The following is an 18132-nucleotide window of genomic DNA, read 5'->3' as shown; positions in this document are numbered from 1 at the left end:
GGATGAAGGCCGTGGTCAGGCTGATAATAGCGGCGGATAGCAATACAGGCAGTATTGCCAAGGACAGAACTTTAGCCTTCAGGCTCAGGCGCATACTGTTCACTCTTATCGGTTTTATGGCGTGGTTAACTGTGTTAACGGCACGGCGCGAGAAAACTGTAGGACAAGGTGAAGGGCTTGCGCCGAGTGGTCAGCTAAAGAGGTGCTGGATTTTGGGGGCCTTATCGCGAGCAGGCTCGCTCTCACATTGGATATCCTGTGAACACCCCTGTGGGAGCGAGCCTGCTCGCGATGAAGGCGACTGGGTCCCGGATTACAACACCATCGCCGCCACCCAGCCAAACACCAGCAGCGGCAAGTTGTAATGGATGAAGGTCGGGACCACGGTGTCCCAGATGTGGTGGTGCTGGCCATCGATGTTCAGCCCGGAGGTCGGGCCCAGGGTCGAGTCCGAAGCGGGCGAGCCGGCATCGCCCAGGGCTCCGGCGGTGCCGACGATGCAGACGATCGCCAGCGGGCTGAAACCCAATTGCAGGCACAGCGGCACGAAGATCGTCGCCAGGATCGGCACCGTGGAGAACGACGAACCGATGCCCATGGTCACCAGCAAGCCCACCAGCAACATCAACAGGGCGCCGATGCCCTTGTTGTGGCCGATCCAGGCCGCCGAGGTTTCCACCAGGCTCTGGACTTCACCTGTTGCCTTCATCACTTCGGCAAAGCCTGAGGCGGCGATCATGATGAAACCGATCATCGCCATCATCTTCATGCCTTCGGTGAACAGGTCGTCGGTTTCGCGCCAACGCACCACCCCCGATACCGAGAAAATCAGAAACCCGACCAGGGCACCGATGATCATCGAATCCAGCAGGAGCTGAATGGCAAACGCCGCCGCGATCGCCAGTCCCGCCACCAACAGGCTCAACGGGTTGTAGCGCACGGTCACCTGTTCGGCCCTGGCGATTGTTTTCAGGTCGTAGATGCGTTTTTTGCGATACGTGAAAAACGCCATGACCAAACCAAACACCATGCCCAGCGCCGGAATGCCCATGGCATGGGTGATGTTGATGTCACTGACGTCCACGCCGCTGCGGGCGACATTGGCCAGCAGGATCTCGTTGAGGAAGATGTTGCCAAAGCCCACCGGCAAGAACATGTAGGGCGTGATCAAGCCAAAAGTCATGACGCAGGCAATCAACCGGCGGTCCAGCTGCAGCTTGGTCAGTACATAAAGAAGCGGCGGTACCAACAGCGGGATAAAGGCGATGTGGATCGGCAGAATATTCTGGGAGGCGACCGCTACCGTTCCCAGCAAGCCGATCAGGACCCATTTGACCCCCGAGCCACCGGCGACGTCCTGGCGATCCACCATGGCCAGGGCTTTGTCGGCCAGGGCGTGAGCCATGCCGGACTTGGCAATCGCTACGGCGAAAGCACCCAGCAAAGCGTAGGACAACGCCACGGTTGCCCCGCCCCCGAGGCCGGCATTGAACGCCTTGAGCGTGGCGTCGATGCCCAGGCCGCCAGTCAGACCGCCCACCAGAGCGCCGATAATCAGCGCGATCACCACATGCACGCGGGACAGACTGAGCACCAGCATCACGCCAACCGCGGCAATTACTGCATTTATCATCATTACCTCAAAGCACAGCGATGGAGAGCCACCGGACAAAAAGGTCGCGACTTTGCAGGAAGCGGCGAGAAGCTGCAAGGGTCATGCGGCGGGTTTTATATCCGCATGAGAGCGGGAACGCACCGATATCTTGAGTCCAGCCCCAAAACAATGTGGGAGCGAGCCTGCTCGCGATGGCGGTCTGTCAGTTGATATTGAAGTGGCTGACCCGGCGCTATCGCGAGCAGGCTCGCTCCCACCAGAGATCAGCGCTTGGGCAATCCGATCGTGACCTTCAGCCCGCCCCACTCGCTGTCGCCCAGCGCCAGCGTCCCGCCCCAGGTGTCGACGATGTCCCGCACGATGCCCAGCCCCAGACCGTGGCCGTCGGTCTGCTCATCGAGCCGCGTGCCGCGGCTGAAGACCTGATCGCGGCGGTCTGCGGGAATGCCTGGCCCATCGTCTTCCACCGCCAGGCTGAACCCCTCGGCTGTCTCGCTCACGGTCAGGCGCACTTGCGCGTCGGCCCATTTGCAGGCGTTGTCCAGCAGGTTGCCCAGCAGTTCCAACAGATCTTCACGATCCCAGGGCAGGTGCAGGCCGGGCGGCGCGACGTAAGCCAAGTGCAAGTGCTCACCATGGATCATGTTCAACGTGGCCAGCAGCGCCGGCAGTTCCGCGTCGCAGTCAAGATGGGCACCGGGCAAGGCGTCGCCGGACAGTCGGGCGCGGTTGAGTTCGCGGTTCAGGCGCTGACGGATCTGTTCCAGTTGTTCGAGCAACAGCTTGCGCAGCTCGGGGTAAGGGTCGAGTTTTTCATTCGAGGCCAGGCTTTGCAGCACCGCCAGTGGAGTTTTCAGGGCGTGACCCAGGTTGCCCAGGGCGTTGCGGGAACGTTTGAGGCTGTCCTCGGTATGGGCCAGCAGATGGTTGATCTGCGCCACCAGCGGTTCCAGTTCCCGCGGCACCTGTTCGTCGAGTTGCGAACGCTGCCCGCGCTGCAACTGGGCGATCTGCTCCCGGGCTTTGTCCAGCGGGCGCAAGGCGCGGTGCACCGTGATGCGTTGCAACAACAGAATCAACAGCAACCCCGCCAACCCAAGGCCGAGGCCGATCTGCTGCATGCGCAGGAAGCTGTCCCGCACGGGCGTGTAGTCCTGGGCCACGCTGATGGAAATCGCCTGGCCCAGACGCCGATAGTCGGTGCGCAGGACCAGCAGCTTCTGACCTTCAGGCCCCAATTGCAGGTTGCTGTGCAGCCCCGGATGGTCGAGATGGGGCAACTCCTGGTCCCACAGGGAGCGGGAGCGCCAATGCGTATCGGCAAAATCGATGCGGAAATAATGCCCGGAAAACGGTCGCAGATAAGCCGGCGACAAGCGTCGCTCATCCAGTTGCAGGCCTTGCGGACCACGCACCAGGGCCACCAGCAGGTTCTCGCTGTCGTTGCGCAGCCCCGCCTCCAGATACCGCTGCAGACCCAGCTCGAACAACCACAGACTGGTCTGCGCCAGAACCAGGCCGACCACCACCATCACACCGATCAGGCCCAAGCTCAGACGCCGCTGGATCGATCTCACTGCGCCTGCCCGCCGAACAGGTAACCCTGGCCGCGACGGGTTTCGATCACGCTGCGGCCCAGCTTGCGCCGCAAGTGATTGACATGGACTTCCAGCACATTGGAATCGCGCTCGGTTTCACCGTCATACAGGTGTTCGGCGAGATGGCTCTTGGAAAGGATTTGCTCGGGATGAAGCATGAAATAGCGCAGCAGGCGAAATTCGGCCGCGGTCAGTTGGATTTCGGTGCCGTCGCGGCTCACACACTGGCGACCTTCATCCAGATGCAGCCCGGCCGCCTGGAGGGTCGGCTGGTTGGCCTGGCCATGGGAGCGGCGCAGCAGCGCCTGGATCCGCAGGTGCAGCTCTTCGGGATGAAAGGGTTTGGTCAGGTAATCGTCGGCCCCGGCCTTGAGGCCTTCGATGCGTTCGGCCCAGGAACCGCGGGCGGTCAGGATCAGCACAGGCGTGCTCAGGCCGCCCGCGCGCCATTGGGCCAACACTTCAAGCCCCGGCACCCCCGGCAAGCCGAGATCGAGGACGATCAGGTCATAAGGCTCGCTGCTGCCCTGATAAACCGCGTCGCGGCCATCGGCGAGCCAGTCGACGGCGTAACCCTGCCGCGTCAGCCCGGCCATGACTTCGTCGGCCAGGGGAACATGATCTTCCACCAGAAGCAGGCGCATCAGTCTTCCTCATCTTTGAGTAAACGGCCGGTCGCGGCCTCCAGGTCCAGTTCGCGCACAACGCCGTCGGTAGCCAGCAATTCGACCTCGTAAATATAGACGCCGTGTTTTTCTTCCAGCTCGGCCTCCAGCAGTTTGGCGCCGGGGTGGCGATCCAGCGCCTGTTGCAGCAAATGTTCCAGGGGCAGGATCACGCCCTGCTGCCGCAATTGCAGGGCCTCATCCTGGTCCAGGTCTCGGGCGACGGCCAGTGAACAGAACACCAGCAGCGCCAGCCCCCAACGGCTGCGGGGGCGTAAATTAAGCTTCATTACAGATCCTGATGATTCTTGAGTACCTTGCCGTCAACCGCGTCCAATTCAAGTTCCCAGTCAACGCCCTGGGCATCGCGCAAATCCACCTGATAGATGTACTTGCCGTATTCTTGTTCCAGCTCGGTATCGGTCAAGGTGGCGCCAGGGTGTTTGGACAAGGCAGTGGCGTTGAGTTTTTCAACCGACAGAATGGTACCAGCGTCCTGCAGCTTTTGGGCTTCGTCGGCCGTGAGGTCTCGTGCGCTGGCCAGGCCACTGATGGCCATCAGGGTAACGATGAAAAAGGCAGTCAGGCGGTTCATGGGTTGTCTCCTTTTTTTGTAATCTTCACCGGGGAACTGTATCGGGGCGAACTTAACTGAAACTGAATTGCCATCATTGAACACAGATCAATGTGGGAGCGAACCTGTTCGCTGCCACAGGGCTGACGCCGTTAAATTATCCGTTGCACCATTCGAGACCGGTATGACCGCCATCCACATCAAGTTCCCTGCCCTGACCCTCAAGGCCGGCCCTCGTGCTCTGGCACGCATTCGCCAGGCTGGCCTGAACGCTGCCGATGTCGGCATTCTGCCGGGCGCCGCTGGTGGCCCCAAGGCCTTGGGCATTCAGGGGCTGGACTTGGCGCTGTTTGGCGAGTGGCTGCCCGCCGCGCCCCGGGAGCGCTCGCTGATCGGTGCTTCGGTGGGCTCCTGGCGCTTCGCCAGCGCCTGCCTGCCGGATGCCGCCGAGGGGATCCGGCGCCTGGGCACCTTGTACAACGAGCAAAGCTTTGCCAAAGGCGTGACTATGGCCGGGGTGAGCCAGAGTTCGCAGCGCATGCTCGATGATCTGCTCCAGGGCCGCGACACGTCGATCCTCGAAAACCCGCATTACCGGCTCAATATCATGGTGGTCAAAAGTCACGGTTTGCTGGCCCAGGATCATCGCGGGCGGCTCGGCCTGGGATTGTCGTCGGTGATCGCCGACAACCTGCGCGGCAGAGCGCGCCTGTCGCGGCATTTCGAACGGCTGATCGTCCACGACCCACGCCGGGCGCCGCCGTTGCACCCGTTGAACGACTTTCCGTCACGCTTCGTCCCGCTGGAGGCCGGTAATCTGCGCCAGGCGCTGCTGGCATCCGGCTCGATCCCGATGGTGATGGAGGGCGTGCGCGACCTACCCGGCGCCGGCGTTGGCACCTACCGCGACGGCGGCCTGTTGGACTACCACCTGGACCTGCCCTACAGCGGCGAAGACATCGTGCTGTATCCGCACTTCACCGACCGGGTCATTCCCGGCTGGTTCGACAAGGGCCTGCCATGGCGCCGGGGGAACGTCGAGCGTCTGCAGGACGTGCTGTTACTGGCGCCGTCCCGTGAATACCTGGCGCGCCTGCCCTTCGGCAAACTGCCGGACCGTAACGACTTCAAGCGTTTCATGGGCGATGACACGAGCCGCCGCAAATACTGGCGCACGGCGATGGACGAAAGCCGCCGGCTCGGTGACGAGTTCCTTGAACTGGCGGCCAACGGTGGGCTGGGCGGGCGTTTGCTGACCCTTTAGTCAGCACGGTCGCGCAACGCCGGAACCAAACTGATAAACTCCGCCGCCTGCCTCGCGACCGCTACCTTAAAGAGCCTGAACCTGTGGAAATTTTCAAAGAATTCACCTTCGAATCCGCCCACCGCCTGCCCCACGTGCCAGACGGTCACAAGTGCGGCCGCCTGCACGGCCACTCGTTCAAAGTGGCAATTCATCTGAGCGGCGACATCGACCCGCACACCGGCTGGATTCGGGACTTCTCGGAGATCAAGGCGATTTTCAAGCCGCTCTACGAGCGCCTGGATCACAACTACCTCAACGACATCCCCGGCCTGGAAAACCCCACCAGCGAAGTCCTGGCCAAGTGGATCTGGGAACAGTTGAAGCCATTGTTGCCGGAACTCAGTGCCATTCGCATCCATGAGACCTGCACCAGCGGTTGCATCTACCGCGGCGAGTAACCGGGCCACAGGGACCTGTGGCATTGGCTTTTTTTGTGTCTATGCTTTTTGGCTCGAACATGCCAAGAGGACGCGACCATGAGCCACTGGCCCCTGGATCACGAATACAACTTCAACGGACACCGCATCCGTTACGCCGTCCACGGCGACGGCCCGCCGCTGGTGTTTGTCCACGGCACGCCCTTCTCTTCCTACGTGTGGCACCGAATCGCCCCGCTGTTCTTCGCCACTCACAAGGTGCATTACTTTGACCTGCTGGGTTACGGCCAATCCGCACAACCGGACGCAGATGTTTCCCTCGGTGTGCAAAACCAGTTGCTCGCACAGTTGCTGGACCACTGGGGCCTGGATTGCCCGGACGTGGTGGCCCACGATTTTGGTGGCGCAACCGCCCTGCGCACGCACCTGCTCAACGGCAAGCACTACCGCAGCCTGACCCTGATCGATCCGGTGGCGCTGTCGCCCTGGGGTTCACCTTTTGTCCAGCATGTGCGCCAGTACGAAGCGGCGTTCAGCGGCCTGCCCGATTACATTCAGCGGGCCATCGTGCCGACCTATATCCGGGGTGCGATCAACAGGCAGATCCCCGATGAAGAACTGGCGCCGTACGTGCAGCCCTGGCTTGGCGAGACCGGCCAGGCCGCGCTCTATCGGCAGATTGCGCAGATGGACGAGCGCTATACCCGCGAGGTCGAACCGCTGTATGCAACCGTGCGCTGCCCGACGCAGATCCTTTGGGGAGAGGACGATCAGTGGATCCCCATCGAACGCGGTCGTGCGTTGCAACGGATGATACCGGGCGCACAGTTTCATCCCGTTCCCAATGCCGGGCATTTGGTCCAGGAAGACGCGCCGGAGGCCATCGTGGCGGCAGTGTTGCGGTTTCTAGCGCTGCACTCTCCCACCTGAAGAAACCGCATAGGCAGTGGAAACTGTGTTCCAACTTGACCCACCGCCGCACCGCTTTCGTTCTCTTCACTTACCCAATCCCACGGATTGGCTATAAATAACCTCGCGATCACTCGCTTGGCACGGGCGCTGCACGCTTGCGACATCTTCCTCCTGCGCAAGGACCTCCACATGACTCAAAACGATCCGGGCAACGACTATCCCTTGAGCGAAGTCCCGATGCATGCCCGCAAGGGCCTGGCCTCCACGGCCATGGTGCTGCTGGGCTTCACCTTTTTCACCGCCACGATGTTTGCCGGTGGCAAGCTGGGGGTAGCGTTCGGTTTTGCCGAAATGCTCACGGTCATCGTGATCGGCAATCTGCTGTTGGGCCTGTACGCCGCCGGCCTGGGTTATATCGCCTTCAAGAGCGGGCTCAATTCGGTGCTGATGGGTCGCTTCTGTTTCGGTGAGGTGGGCAGCAAGCTCAGCGACTTGATCCTGGGTTTCACCCAGATCGGCTGGTACGCCTGGGGCACGGCGACGGCGGCGGTGGTACTGGGCAAGTATTTTCATTTGAACGAAGGCACCGTGCTGGGGCTGATGGTGCTGTTCGGCCTGGGGTTCTGCGTCACCGCCTACATTGGTTATCGCGGGCTCGAGATCCTGTCGTACATCGCCGTGCCGACCATGATGTTGTTGCTGATGTTGTCGATGTGGGTCGCGACGGTAAAGGTCGGTGGCCTGGATGGGTTGCTGGCGGTGGTGCCGACGGGCAGCCTCGATTGGTCCACCGCCATCACGCTGGTGTTCGGCACGTTCGTCAGCGGTGCCACCCAGGCGACCAACTGGACGCGGTTTTCCCGCTCGGCGAAGATCGCGGTGCTGGCGAGCCTGATCGGCTTTTTCATCGGCAACGGCCTGATGGTATTGATCGGCGCCTACGGAGCCATCGTCTATCAACAGCCGGACGTGGTGGAAGTGCTGCTGTTGCAAGGCTTCGCCATGGCGGCGATGGCGATGCTGCTGCTCAACATCTGGAGCACCCAGGACAACACCATCTATAACTTTGCCGTGGCCGGCTGCAACCTGCTGCGCACCCGTCGGCGCAAAACCGTGACCCTGGGCGGCGCGGCGATCGGCACACTGCTGGCCCTGCTGGGCATGTACGATCTGCTGGTGCCTTACCTGATTTTGCTGGGCACGGTGATCCCGCCGATTGGCGGAGTGATCATGGCCGATTTCTTCTTCCGCTGGCGCGGCCGCTATCCGCGTCTGGCCCAAGCGCAGCTGCCAGCCTTCAACTGGCCGGGGCTGTTTGCGTACGGCGCAGGCACCCTCGCGGCGTTCACTTCGCCTTGGGTTGCGCCACTGGTAGGAATCGCCACCGGCGCGCTAACGTATGTGATATTGATCGGCCTATTGGGAATTCGCGCCACCGATACCCCCCTCCAAGATCTTTGAGAAGGACTCGCTTGATGCACATCATCAACGCCCGCCTGCGCAACCGCGAAGGCTTGCATGAACTGCACCTGGAAAACGGCCTGATCGCCAGCATTGTACGCCAGACCGAAGCCCCGAGCCTCGGCTCGCAAGACCTCGACGCCGGCGGTAATCTGGTGGTGCCGCCGTTCGTCGAACCGCACATTCATCTGGATGCCACCCTCACCGCCGGCGAACCCCGCTGGAACATGAGCGGGACGCTGTTCGAGGGCATCGAGTGCTGGGGCGAGCGCAAGGCCACCATCACCCAGGAAGACACCAAGACCCGCGCCAAAAAAACCATCCAGGCATTGGCCGCCCATGGCATCCAGCATGTGCGCACCCATGTCGATGTCACCGATCCTGACCTCACCGCCCTCAAAGCCATGCTTGAAGTGCGTGAGGAAAGTCGTCACCTGATCGACCTGCAGATCGTCGCGTTTCCCCAGGAAGGCATCGAGTCCTACCGCAACGGCCGCGAACTGATGGAGGAAGCAATTCGAATGGGTGCCGACGTGGTGGGCGGCATTCCGCATTTCGAGTACACCCGGGATCAAGGCGTAAGCTCGGTGAAATTCCTGATGGACCTGGCCGAGCGCACCGGTTGCCTGGTGGACGTGCATTGCGACGAGACCGACGACCCGCACTCGCGCTTTCTCGAAGTGCTGGCCGAAGAAGCCCGCAGCCGCGACATGGGCGCCCGCGTCACCGCCAGCCACACCACGGCCATGGGCTCCTATGACAATGCCTACTGCGCCAAGCTGTTTCGCCTGCTCGGGCACTCGGGCATCAGCTTCGTTTCCTGTCCCACCGAAAGCATCCACCTGCAAGGACGTTTCGATAACTTCCCTAAACGCCGCGGCGTCACCCGGGTCAACGAATTGCTCGAAGCGGGGATGAACGTGTGCTTCGGCCAGGACTCCATCGTCGACCCGTGGTATCCCCTGGGCAACGGCAATATCCTGCGGGTGCTGGAAGCTGGCCTGCACATCTGCCACATGCTGGGTTACCGCAACCTGCAAAGCGCCCTGGACCTGGTCACTGATAACAGCGCCAAGGCCATGGCCCTGGGCGAGCGCTACGGCCTGGAAGCCGGGCGCCCGGCGAATCTGCTGATCCTCTCGGCCGACAGTGACTACGAAGTGATCCGTAGCCAGGGCCTACCGCTTTACTCCATTCGCAATGGCGAAGTGCTGATGAAGCGGCAGATGCCGATGGTGGAGTTTGCGGTTCAGCCAGGCTGAGGTCATCGCGATAGCGGTGGTTCAGTTGCATTGATGCTGGATGTGCCTGCGTCATCGCGAGCAGGCTCGCTCCCACAGTGGAGCGGCGCCGTACGCGCATTTTTGTGCCCGCTGAAGATCGAATGTGGGAGCGAGCCTGCTCGCGATGGCGTCATTGGCTGCGGCGCAGATCGTCTATGACACAGACCGCGCAACACCAAACAACCTGACCCGCAGCAGCTCACCCGCCTGCTCCTCCAGCAGAATCGGTGCAGTGCCACCCGGCATCACCACACTCACCGCCCCCGCCGTCACCCAACCCACTCGCCACGCGGCGCACGCCACCGCACTGGCACTGGTGCCCGAAGAAGCGGTGGGACCTTCCCCTCGTTCAAAAATCCGCGCGGCAATGCTTGCTTCGGCCTGGCGCCAGGCCCACTGCAGATTCACCCCCGCCGGGCAGGGAATCCCGGACCCACCGGGCGGCGCATAGGCAATGCGCGTCAGGCTTTGGGCCAACGCTGGGGCACGCATCTGCGGGTTACTTGGCAACGCCTCGGCGCTGTCCACCAGGGTCACGCAGTGCGGGTTGCCAATGTTCACGAACTGACTGCTGCCCCAGGCCGGATTCAAAGCATGAAGCGCAGCCACACGGCTGACTTCGCGCTGGTTGACGATCACGCTTTGCACGCCTTGAGCCGCGACAGCGCCGGGGCCGAAAAGTGGTTTTCCCAAGTCCAGCCAGAAACCCGAGAGACCTTCGAACTCCGCTACGCGGACCGCCGTTTGCAGCGGTGACACGCCTTCACGTTTGTCGTGATGAACCTGTAGCACACATTCGCCGTCGCTCGGCATCAAACCTTGCTCTTTGAGCGCCTGGGAGAAAATCGTCAGGCCATTGCCGCTGCGCTCGGCCAGGGTCCCGTCGGTGTTGACGATCAACAGGTCAAAAGGTGGCTCATTCTGGAACGGGCCGATCAGCAGACCATCGCTGCAATGGGCCTTGGCATCCGGCGGCGCCTGACCCGGCGCCCAACTACAGAAGGCCTGCACTGCGGCGCGGGTCCAGGCCTGGCGGGCCTGGGCAGCCTGGGCGGCTGTCGGCGGCAGGTCAATGCCTTGGGCACGGACCTGCTGCGGTGAGACCACGCCATAAATATTGCCCCGTGCATCATAGAACTGCGTCATGGACCAGACCCGGATTCAGCCAGCGAAAGCCGGTACTTTATTCCGGCCAAGGCTGTGCAGGCAAAGCGTGCTTGCCACCCACACACCTCTTCGGCACCTTGAGGTCGCGGCGCGGTCAGTGGATGTGCAAGCATAGGGCCCGCCCGCACCATCGCCTCGCCAAACTAAGGACGTTTCATGACTGCCATTACCCCACCGCCAACCTTCATCCCCGGACGCCTGGAACAGATGTCCACCCGCATTGCCTATCTCATCGCCGGTGTCGGGATCGCGGCCTGGGCGCCGCTGGTGCCGTACGCCAAGGTGCGGGCGAACCTGGACGAAGGCACTCTTGGGTTGCTGTTGTTGTGCCTTGGGGTGGGGTCGATTCTGGCGATGCCGATTTCCGGCGCACTGGCGGCGCGATTTGGCTGCCGGCGGGTGCTCAGTGGCGGCACGATTCTGATCTGCCTGGCCTTGCCCGCGCTGGCAACGATGACGTCTTTGCCCTGGCTGGTGGCAGCCTTGTTTTTGTTTGGCGCCGGCCTCGGCACCGTGGACTCGACCGTCAACCTGCAGGCGGTGATCGTCGAGCGGGCCAGCGGCAAGACCATGATGTCGGGTTTTCACGGCATGTTCAGCCTCGGCGGGATCATTGGCGCGGCCGGTGTGAGCGCGCTGCTCGGCCTCGGCCTTTCGCCCCTGGGGGCGACGCTGGTGGTCAATGCACTGTTGCTGGTGGCGCTGTTCAAGGCGGCGCCGCATCTGCTGCCCTATGGCAGTGAAAGTTCGGGCCCGGCGTTTGCCATTCCCCACGGCGTGGTGCTGTTTATCGGCATCTTGTGTTTCATCGTATTCCTGGCCGAAGGCGCGGTGCTGGACTGGAGCGCGGTATTTCTGACGGCCGAGCGTGGAGTGGAAACCGCCTATGCCGGGCTCGGTTATGCCGCGTTCGCGCTGACCATGACCGTCGGCCGCCTGACGGGGGATTCGGTGGTGCATCGCCTGGGCGCCAGACGCGTGATTATCTACGGCGGCGCGACCGCTGCGGCCGGGTTCCTGCTGGCGACCCTGGCACCGATGTGGCAGGCGGCGCTGTTGGGGTATGCGTTGGTCGGGGCCGGGTGTTCGAACATCGTGCCGGTGTTGTACACCGCGGTCGGCAAGCAGACGCTGATGCCTGAAGCGATCGCCGTACCGGCCATCACCACCATCGGCTACGCCGGCATCCTCGCAGGCCCGGCGCTGATCGGATTCGTCGCCCATGGCAGCAGCCTGAGCTTTGCGTTCGGGTTGATCGCGCTGTCGTTGGTGGCGGTGGCGGTCAGTGGGAAAGTGTTGAAGGTTTGAGGCGTTACACCTCTCTCTGTGGAAAGGAGATTTATCTGTGGCGAGGGGATTTATCCCCGTTGGGCTGCGAAGCAGCCCTAAAATCACCAACTCGGTGTGTCAGGCAGATTGAGTCTGCCGCTTTGGGTCTGCTGCGCAGCCCAACGGGGATAAATCCCCTCGCCACAGGAGTACGCGTCAATCCTGGTTTTTCATCAGAACCCCACGCTCGCCTGCACGAAGAACGTACGCGGTGCGCCGACGTAGATGCCCGAGTTGTTGTCGCTGGAGCGGGTGTAGTACTGATGGTCGAACAGGTTCTTCACCCCGGCGCCGACCTTCAGGTTCGATAGTTGCGATCCGAAGTCGTAGCCAGCGCGCACGTTCCAGAGCACGTAACCCGGCATGTCACCGTAGCGTCCATCGGCGCTGCCGTCGGTGATGTAATCGTCGCTGAAGCTGCCGTCGGGGTTCACGCTGTTGCCGGGTGAGCGTTGCTTGGACTGGGCAAAGGCATCGAGGTTGTAAGTCCAGCGATTGATCTCATAACGCAACCCCAGGTTCGCCACCTGACGCGAGTAGAACGGCAGGTCACGGCCCTTGAAGCTTGGAATATCACCTTCATAAGTTGCGCGGGTGTAGGTGAAACCGGCATTGGCGCTCAGGCCTTCCAGGCGTGGGTCCAGCGCGGCCATGTCGTAGCGCACCGAGGCTTCCAGGCCCTGGTGCTTGGTGGCGCCCATGTTGGTCCAGCCCACATCGTTGCTGATGTACTGCAACTCGTCGTCGAAGTCGATGTAGAACAGCGTCACTTCCCCGCCCCACACGTCATCGTTGTAGCGCGTACCGATCTCGTAGGTCTTGGCTTTTTCCGGGTTCAGGCCGTTGGCGGTGTTGTTGCCGTCGCCGCCCTGGCCGAGCTGGAAATATTGCAGGCTGCCGAACGATGTCTCGTAGTTGGCGAACAGCTTCCAGGCATCGGACAGGTGATACATCACGCTCAAGGCCGGCAGCGGTTCGTTGCTGTCGATGCTGCGGCGTTTTTCCTGTACCGGACTGCCGTCGGTGTCGAGCACCGGGCGGTCGTGCCATTGGGTGCTGATGCGTTCGAAACGGATGCCCGGGGTGATGGTCCACTTGCCGACATCAATCTTGTCATCGATGTAGACCGCATGGGCTTCGGTGCCACCAGTGCGGTCCTGATAGACGTGACCATCGGACCCCGGCCGCACCACCGGCTGGTTATCGCGCAGCGCCAGGCGACTGGCCTCTTCGTGCATGCCTTCCTTGAGGTAGCGATAACCGACGCTGGCTTCCTGGGTGGTCGAGCCCAGGTCAAACACATGGGACACCCGCGGTTCGATGCCGAAGGTGTAGTAAGTACGCGGGTAGGACGCCAGGTTGCGCTGGTCCCGGGAGGCGATGGTGCTGCCACGGTAGCTGTCGGAATAATAGGTCAGCACTTCGGCCTGGGTGCGGTCGCTGATCTCGCGGATCCACTTGAACGACACGTCCTTGCGCCGGCCGGCAAAGTTGTCCCAGTCACGGTCGGACTGATACGGGTCCGCGTCGTATTGCGCCTGGGTCAGGCCGCCGGGCATGTCAGCCTTGGCGTCGTAGTAATGGAAGTTCAGCGAGAAATCATCCACCTCGGTGGGCGCCCAATGGGTCTTGAGGATGACGTCGTCGATGTCATTGTCGTTGTTGCTGCGGCGATAGCCATTACCGTTGACCCCCGAATACAGGAGCGCAACGCCCATGCCGTTATCGGCCGTGCCGCCGAGAAAAGCGCTGTCGATGTGCTTCCAGCCGCCGCGCTGGGAGGTTTCCAGGGTGGTGCCGATTTCACCGGTGGCTTTTTCCGGAATCGCGCGGGTCACGAAGTTGATCACGCCGCCGACGTTCTGCGGCCCGTAACGCACGGACCCGGCGCCGCGCACCACGTCGATGCTGTCCAGGTTGCCCGCAGAAATCGGCGCCATGGACAGTTGCGGCTGACCGTAAGGCGCGAACGCCGCCGGCACGCCGTCGATCAGCACCGTGGAACGGGGCGACAGGCGCGAAGTGAGACCGCGCACGCCGACGTTCAGGGAGATGTCGCTGCCGCCGGTGCCATTGGCATCCTGCACCTGCACCCCCGGCACCCGCCGCAGCACATCGCCGACGTTCATGGCCCCCTGCTCCACCATCGCTTCGCGGCGGATTACCGTGCGCGCGCCGGCATGGTTCTGCACCACTTCGGCATTGGCATCGCCGAGCCAGTCACCGACCACCTGGATGTCGGTGGCCCCCAGTTCCAGCGGACCGCCAGTGGACGCCGAGGGCGCCGGCAGCACGGTCACCGAACCTTCATTGATCTGGTATTGCAGGCCGCTGCCTTGCAGCAGTTGGCCCAGGGCCGCTTCTGGGGACAAGTTGCCGTCCACCGCCGGGGCTTGCTTGCCGGCCACCAGCTCCGGGCTGAAGAACACCTGCAAAGAAGTCTGCTGGCCGAGCTGGCTCAAGGCCTGGCCCAGCGGCTGCGCCTGGATGTGAATGGACGTGGCCGCCTGATCGGCGAAGGCCTGGGGCAATGCGGCACTGACGGCCAGGGTCAGGGCCAGCGGCAGCCAGCGGGCGGGGGCGCGGTTGTTGTTTTTGAAGGTGGTTTTCACGTCGAACCTTGTCCTGTTGAATCGCAAGAATACGCGTCTGTTAATGCAAACCAGTTGCAGTTGGACAAGAAGACGAAGAACTCGAAAAAAACCTGAATTTACCGCGCAATTATTTCCTGGCTGCCGTCATCCAGGGTGCGCACGGCCACCGGCAGGATGTTGGGCAAAGCCTTGAGCAGCGCCTCGGGGTTATCGGCACGAAACACGCTGGTCAGGCGCAAGTTGCCCACCGCCGCGCTGCCGACGCGCAGGGGTTTAGCGCGATAACGGGAAACCTCCTGGACGACTTCGCTCAAGGGAGCGTTGTTGAACACCAGTTTGCCGTGGCGCCAAGCGGTGAGTTCATCGGCGTTGATGCCATAAGGTGCGGCGACCTTGCCCTGCGCATCGATACGGGTGCCAAGGCCGGCCGTGAGGCTGACGAACTCGGCCTGCGCCGCGTCGCGCCCCTGAACCTTGACACTGCCCTGCTCCACCGCCACCCGGGTTGAGTCGGCATCGCGGCGCACATCGAAGCGCGTTCCGGTCACCGTCACCCGGCCGTTGCCCGCCTCCACCGTAAACGGCCGGCCAGCGTCATGCTCGACGCGAAACAACGCCTCGCCTTCGGCCAGCTCCACGCGCCGTTGATGGTGGGCGAACTGAACACGCACGCGGCTGCGGCTGTTGAGGTCGATCACCGAACCGTCCGGCAGCGCGATGTGCCGGCGCTCGCCCAGGGCCGTGGCAAATTCAGCGCTGTAATCGCTGGAAGCACCCAAGCCGCTGAACAACCCCAGCCCGACCGCCATCGCCAACAGCCCGGCGGCCACGGCGAAGCGCAGCAGCGGTCGACGCTGGGGACGTTTGGCGGGTGGTTCGCACAACGCTTGCAGACGTTCCTTGGGCAGCAGATCCGTGGCGCTCCAGATCCCCTGTAGAAGTAGAATTTCGTCGCGGTGATTAGGATGCTCGTCCAGCCAGGCCTCGTAACGCTGGCGCTCATCGACACCCATGACGGGAGCTTGCAAGCGTACGAACCATTGCGCCGCCTCGTCGCGAACCCGGTTCTGCCCGCACGGGCATTCACGGTTATCCATCATGGAAGGTCCTGTGGCTCAGGTGGAAGATAACGACGGATCATTGGCCAGCCCCGTCCAGACGATCGCGCAGATGCCGCAGGGTGCGGATCATATACTTTTCCACCATGTTTTTTGACAAGCCCAGGCGCTCGGCGATTTCCGCCTGGGTCAAGCCTTCGATCTTCTGCCAGACAAACACCGTACGGCAATTGGCCGGCAGCTCGGCCAGTGCCCTTTCGATGGAGTCTGCCAACTGGATCGCGTGCATGTAGTGCTCCGGGTCGCCCGAAAGCGACTGGCTGTGATCGAGCGCCGCCTCCTCCATGGCGCCCCGCCGATCTTCGCGCCGATAGCCATCCACCGCAATATTGCGCGCCGTCTGGTGCAAATAAGCCCGCGGCTGCTGGACATCAGCCGAATCGGACTCGAGCACCCGCACGAAAGTATCGTGAGCCAGGTCCTCGGCCTGCTGGCGATTGCGCAGGCGACGAGTCCAGGTGCCGATCAACTCTTCGTAATGCTCGAAAAAGCCAGGTCTGCGGGGCGGCTTGGGGGTCATCGCACTGCGCTGTAGGGACGGGGCGTGAATAGTAATGCTTCCTATTAAGCCGAAGCAAACCTATTGCAGTGCCTGTCGTCCGAAGCTTTCAAACTTAAGACAATCCTGTGGGAGCGAGCCTGCTCGCGATTGCGGACTGACCCTCAACATTGATGTTGACTGATACACCGTCATCGCGAGCAGGCTCGCTCCCACATCAGGTGAACCGTCAGGCACACCGCCAGTGAGCCGCACAGAATCAGGGTCCAGCCCAGCGCCTGGAACCAGGCTGCTAGCATCAACGCGCCTCCTATCAGCAAGTAATAGAACAGGCCAAACAGCGCGCCAGCGGTGCCCAGGCAATCACCGTAGCGTACCAATGCCGCACCGAGCACGTTGGGTATCGCCATGCCAAACGCCAGGACAATCAACAGCATCGCCACAACAAAACCAGCGCTGTCGAGCAGGCCCTGAACGCTTATCCCCCCCATCAGCAGCACGATCGCCGCAACAGCCGATAACTGAGAGCCGTCGAAACCCCGTGCAAGCAGACGCTTGTTCAGCCACGCCCCCAGACCCGAACCCAACGCCAGAATCGCCCCGCTGTAGCCGAACAGCTCAGGGCTCAACCCGAGCCGTTCGAACTGGAACGGAGCGAGGTTGTAGTAGCTGAACAGGGCGACGTTGAATGCCGCCACCAAAAACGACGAGCGCCAGATGTCCGGGTCCTTCAGCATGCGCCACAGAGTCGTCAACAAGGGTTGCGGCGGGACACTGCCCTCAAGCGTCTCGGGCAAGGATCGCGCGCTCCACCACAGTAGAATCAGCGACAGCATCAACAGGCCACCGAGTGTGCCTTGATAGCCAAAGAAGCGAACCAGGCTGGCACCGCTGAACAAACCGATCGCCGGGCTGGCCGCGAGGGGAATGCCAATCATCGAAAAAACCTTGCCCAGTTCCGCGCCCTGGTAGCGATCACGCAGAATCGTCTGGGTGACCACCGAACCGACCGCCGCACCAAACGCAGCCAGAGCCTGGACGGCCAGTAATGCGTCGAAGGTGTCGACGTTCAGGCCCAGCACCGTCCCTAGCGCATACAACGCCAACCCACCCAGCATGGCGGGCCTTCGGCCGATGCGGTCACAGACGCCCCCCCACACCACCACACCCAAGGCGAATCCCAGGAAAAATACGGACAACATCTGCGCCGCCATTTCGGCGCTGACGGCAAAGGTCAGGCTGATGTCTGCCAATGCAGGGCTATAGAGGGTCTGGGCAATTTGCGGAAACATCACCAAGGCAATCGCCAGGCCGAGGAACGGACGAGAAGTCATGGGCACGCTCGTTAGAAAAACGACGAGCAGTCTACGAAGCCAGGACTGTCGTATTATCCAAAGCCTGACAACTGATCCTTGAAATCGGACAACTTATGGCTTGGCTCGGCGCTCACGCCCGGTTCGACCCCGACTGTCATAGCGCGCCGGTCATCGGCATTGCAGCGACGCTGGGGCACCACGATTCTGGCCTACACCAGCATCAACGCGGGCAACTGCTATTTACGCGACAGGGCTGCGCGCGCATCACACTGGCGCAACAGCTGTGCCTGCTGCCCCCGTCGCGAGCTGCCTGGATTC

16 protein-coding genes and 1 pseudogene are annotated in these 18132 nt (G+C 62.2%); 7 read left to right on the top strand and 10 right to left on the bottom strand.

Annotated features, from left to right (window positions below; genetic code table 11):
* Positions 1 to 313: 313 nt before the first annotated feature.
* From GSM73_RS00195 to GSM73_RS00175, 5 genes are all read right to left on the bottom strand, one after another.
* Positions 314 to 1630, bottom strand: coding sequence for a Na+/H+ antiporter family protein (locus tag GSM73_RS00195; protein ID WP_160891366.1), 1317 nt, complete (start codon positions 1628 to 1630; stop codon positions 314 to 316).
* Positions 1631 to 1878: 248 nt separating this feature from the next.
* The gene (locus tag GSM73_RS00190; RefSeq protein WP_160891271.1) at positions 1879 to 3192 is read right to left on the bottom strand and encodes an ATP-binding protein; all 1314 of its coding nucleotides are present in this window, start codon (positions 3190 to 3192) and stop codon (positions 1879 to 1881) included.
* A complete protein-coding gene (locus tag GSM73_RS00185; protein ID WP_076383909.1) occupies positions 3189 to 3857 on the bottom strand; it encodes a response regulator transcription factor in 669 nt (222 codons plus the stop codon). The genes GSM73_RS00190 and GSM73_RS00185 overlap by 4 nt, the downstream gene beginning before the upstream one ends.
* Positions 3857 to 4168 carry a PepSY domain-containing protein gene (locus GSM73_RS00180; protein WP_047229266.1) on the bottom strand — a complete coding sequence of 104 codons (312 nt, stop codon included), beginning with the start codon at positions 4166 to 4168 and terminating at the stop codon, positions 3857 to 3859. The genes GSM73_RS00185 and GSM73_RS00180 overlap by 1 nt, the downstream gene beginning before the upstream one ends.
* Positions 4168 to 4473 carry a PepSY domain-containing protein gene (locus tag GSM73_RS00175; protein WP_047229267.1) on the bottom strand — a complete coding sequence of 102 codons (306 nt, stop codon included), beginning with the start codon at positions 4471 to 4473 and terminating at the stop codon, positions 4168 to 4170. Before GSM73_RS00175 ends, GSM73_RS00180 begins: the two co-directional genes overlap by 1 nt.
* A gap of 163 nt (positions 4474 to 4636) precedes the next feature.
* Here GSM73_RS00175 and GSM73_RS00170 point away from each other — a divergent pair, with 163 nt between their 5' ends.
* From GSM73_RS00170 to codA, 5 genes are all read left to right on the top strand, one after another.
* Positions 4637 to 5716 carry a patatin-like phospholipase family protein gene (locus tag GSM73_RS00170; RefSeq protein ID WP_139049551.1) on the top strand — a complete coding sequence of 360 codons (1080 nt, stop codon included), beginning with the start codon at positions 4637 to 4639 and terminating at the stop codon, positions 5714 to 5716.
* A gap of 83 nt (positions 5717 to 5799) precedes the next feature.
* Complete coding sequence (gene queD, locus GSM73_RS00165; protein ID WP_047229269.1) at positions 5800 to 6156, top strand: 6-carboxytetrahydropterin synthase QueD; 357 nt, start codon at positions 5800 to 5802, stop codon at positions 6154 to 6156.
* A gap of 78 nt (positions 6157 to 6234) precedes the next feature.
* Positions 6235 to 7065: an alpha/beta fold hydrolase gene (locus GSM73_RS00160; protein WP_047229270.1), complete on the top strand. Its 831-nt coding sequence runs from the start codon at positions 6235 to 6237 to the stop codon at positions 7063 to 7065.
* Positions 7066 to 7236: 171 nt separating this feature from the next.
* A complete protein-coding gene (codB, locus tag GSM73_RS00155; RefSeq protein ID WP_047229271.1) occupies positions 7237 to 8508 on the top strand; it encodes a cytosine permease in 1272 nt (423 codons plus the stop codon).
* A 14-nt stretch (positions 8509 to 8522) separates the two neighbouring features.
* Positions 8523 to 9770 (top strand): cytosine deaminase, encoded by a 1248-nt coding sequence (codA, locus tag GSM73_RS00150; RefSeq protein WP_160891269.1) that lies wholly within the window; start codon positions 8523 to 8525, stop codon positions 9768 to 9770.
* A 174-nt stretch (positions 9771 to 9944) separates the two neighbouring features.
* Here the strand turns inward: codA and GSM73_RS00145 are convergent, their stop codons facing one another.
* On the bottom strand, positions 9945 to 10937 hold the full coding sequence (locus GSM73_RS00145; RefSeq protein ID WP_160891267.1) for a diaminopimelate epimerase: 993 nt from the start codon (positions 10935 to 10937) through the stop codon (positions 9945 to 9947).
* A gap of 177 nt (positions 10938 to 11114) precedes the next feature.
* On the opposite strand from GSM73_RS00145, the gene GSM73_RS00140 reads away from it, so the two are divergent.
* A complete protein-coding gene (locus GSM73_RS00140) occupies positions 11115 to 12266 on the top strand; it encodes an MFS transporter (protein WP_047229274.1) in 1152 nt (383 codons plus the stop codon).
* A 194-nt stretch (positions 12267 to 12460) separates the two neighbouring features.
* Here GSM73_RS00140 and GSM73_RS00135 read toward each other — a convergent pair whose 3' ends face one another.
* From GSM73_RS00135 to GSM73_RS00120, 4 genes are all read right to left on the bottom strand, one after another.
* Positions 12461 to 14899 carry a TonB-dependent receptor gene (locus GSM73_RS00135; protein WP_160891265.1) on the bottom strand — a complete coding sequence of 813 codons (2439 nt, stop codon included), beginning with the start codon at positions 14897 to 14899 and terminating at the stop codon, positions 12461 to 12463.
* A gap of 98 nt (positions 14900 to 14997) precedes the next feature.
* Complete coding sequence (locus tag GSM73_RS00130; protein WP_160891263.1) at positions 14998 to 15981, bottom strand: FecR family protein; 984 nt, start codon at positions 15979 to 15981, stop codon at positions 14998 to 15000.
* A gap of 37 nt (positions 15982 to 16018) precedes the next feature.
* A complete protein-coding gene (locus GSM73_RS00125; protein WP_107322221.1) occupies positions 16019 to 16519 on the bottom strand; it encodes a sigma-70 family RNA polymerase sigma factor in 501 nt (166 codons plus the stop codon).
* Between the two features lie 170 nt (positions 16520 to 16689).
* Positions 16690 to 17832 carry an MFS transporter gene (locus tag GSM73_RS00120; protein WP_047229278.1) on the bottom strand — a complete coding sequence of 381 codons (1143 nt, stop codon included), beginning with the start codon at positions 17830 to 17832 and terminating at the stop codon, positions 16690 to 16692.
* Positions 17833 to 17927: 95 nt separating this feature from the next.
* Here GSM73_RS00120 and GSM73_RS26585 point away from each other — a divergent pair.
* Positions 17928 to 18132: pseudogene (locus GSM73_RS26585) on the top strand (AraC family transcriptional regulator); the annotation flags it as partial.

Source organism: Pseudomonas sp. PICF6 (assembly GCF_009831705.1).
GTDB classification, from domain to species: Bacteria; Pseudomonadota; Gammaproteobacteria; order Pseudomonadales; family Pseudomonadaceae; genus Aquipseudomonas; species Aquipseudomonas rhizophila.
This window is presented reverse-complemented; position numbering and strand designations above follow the sequence as displayed.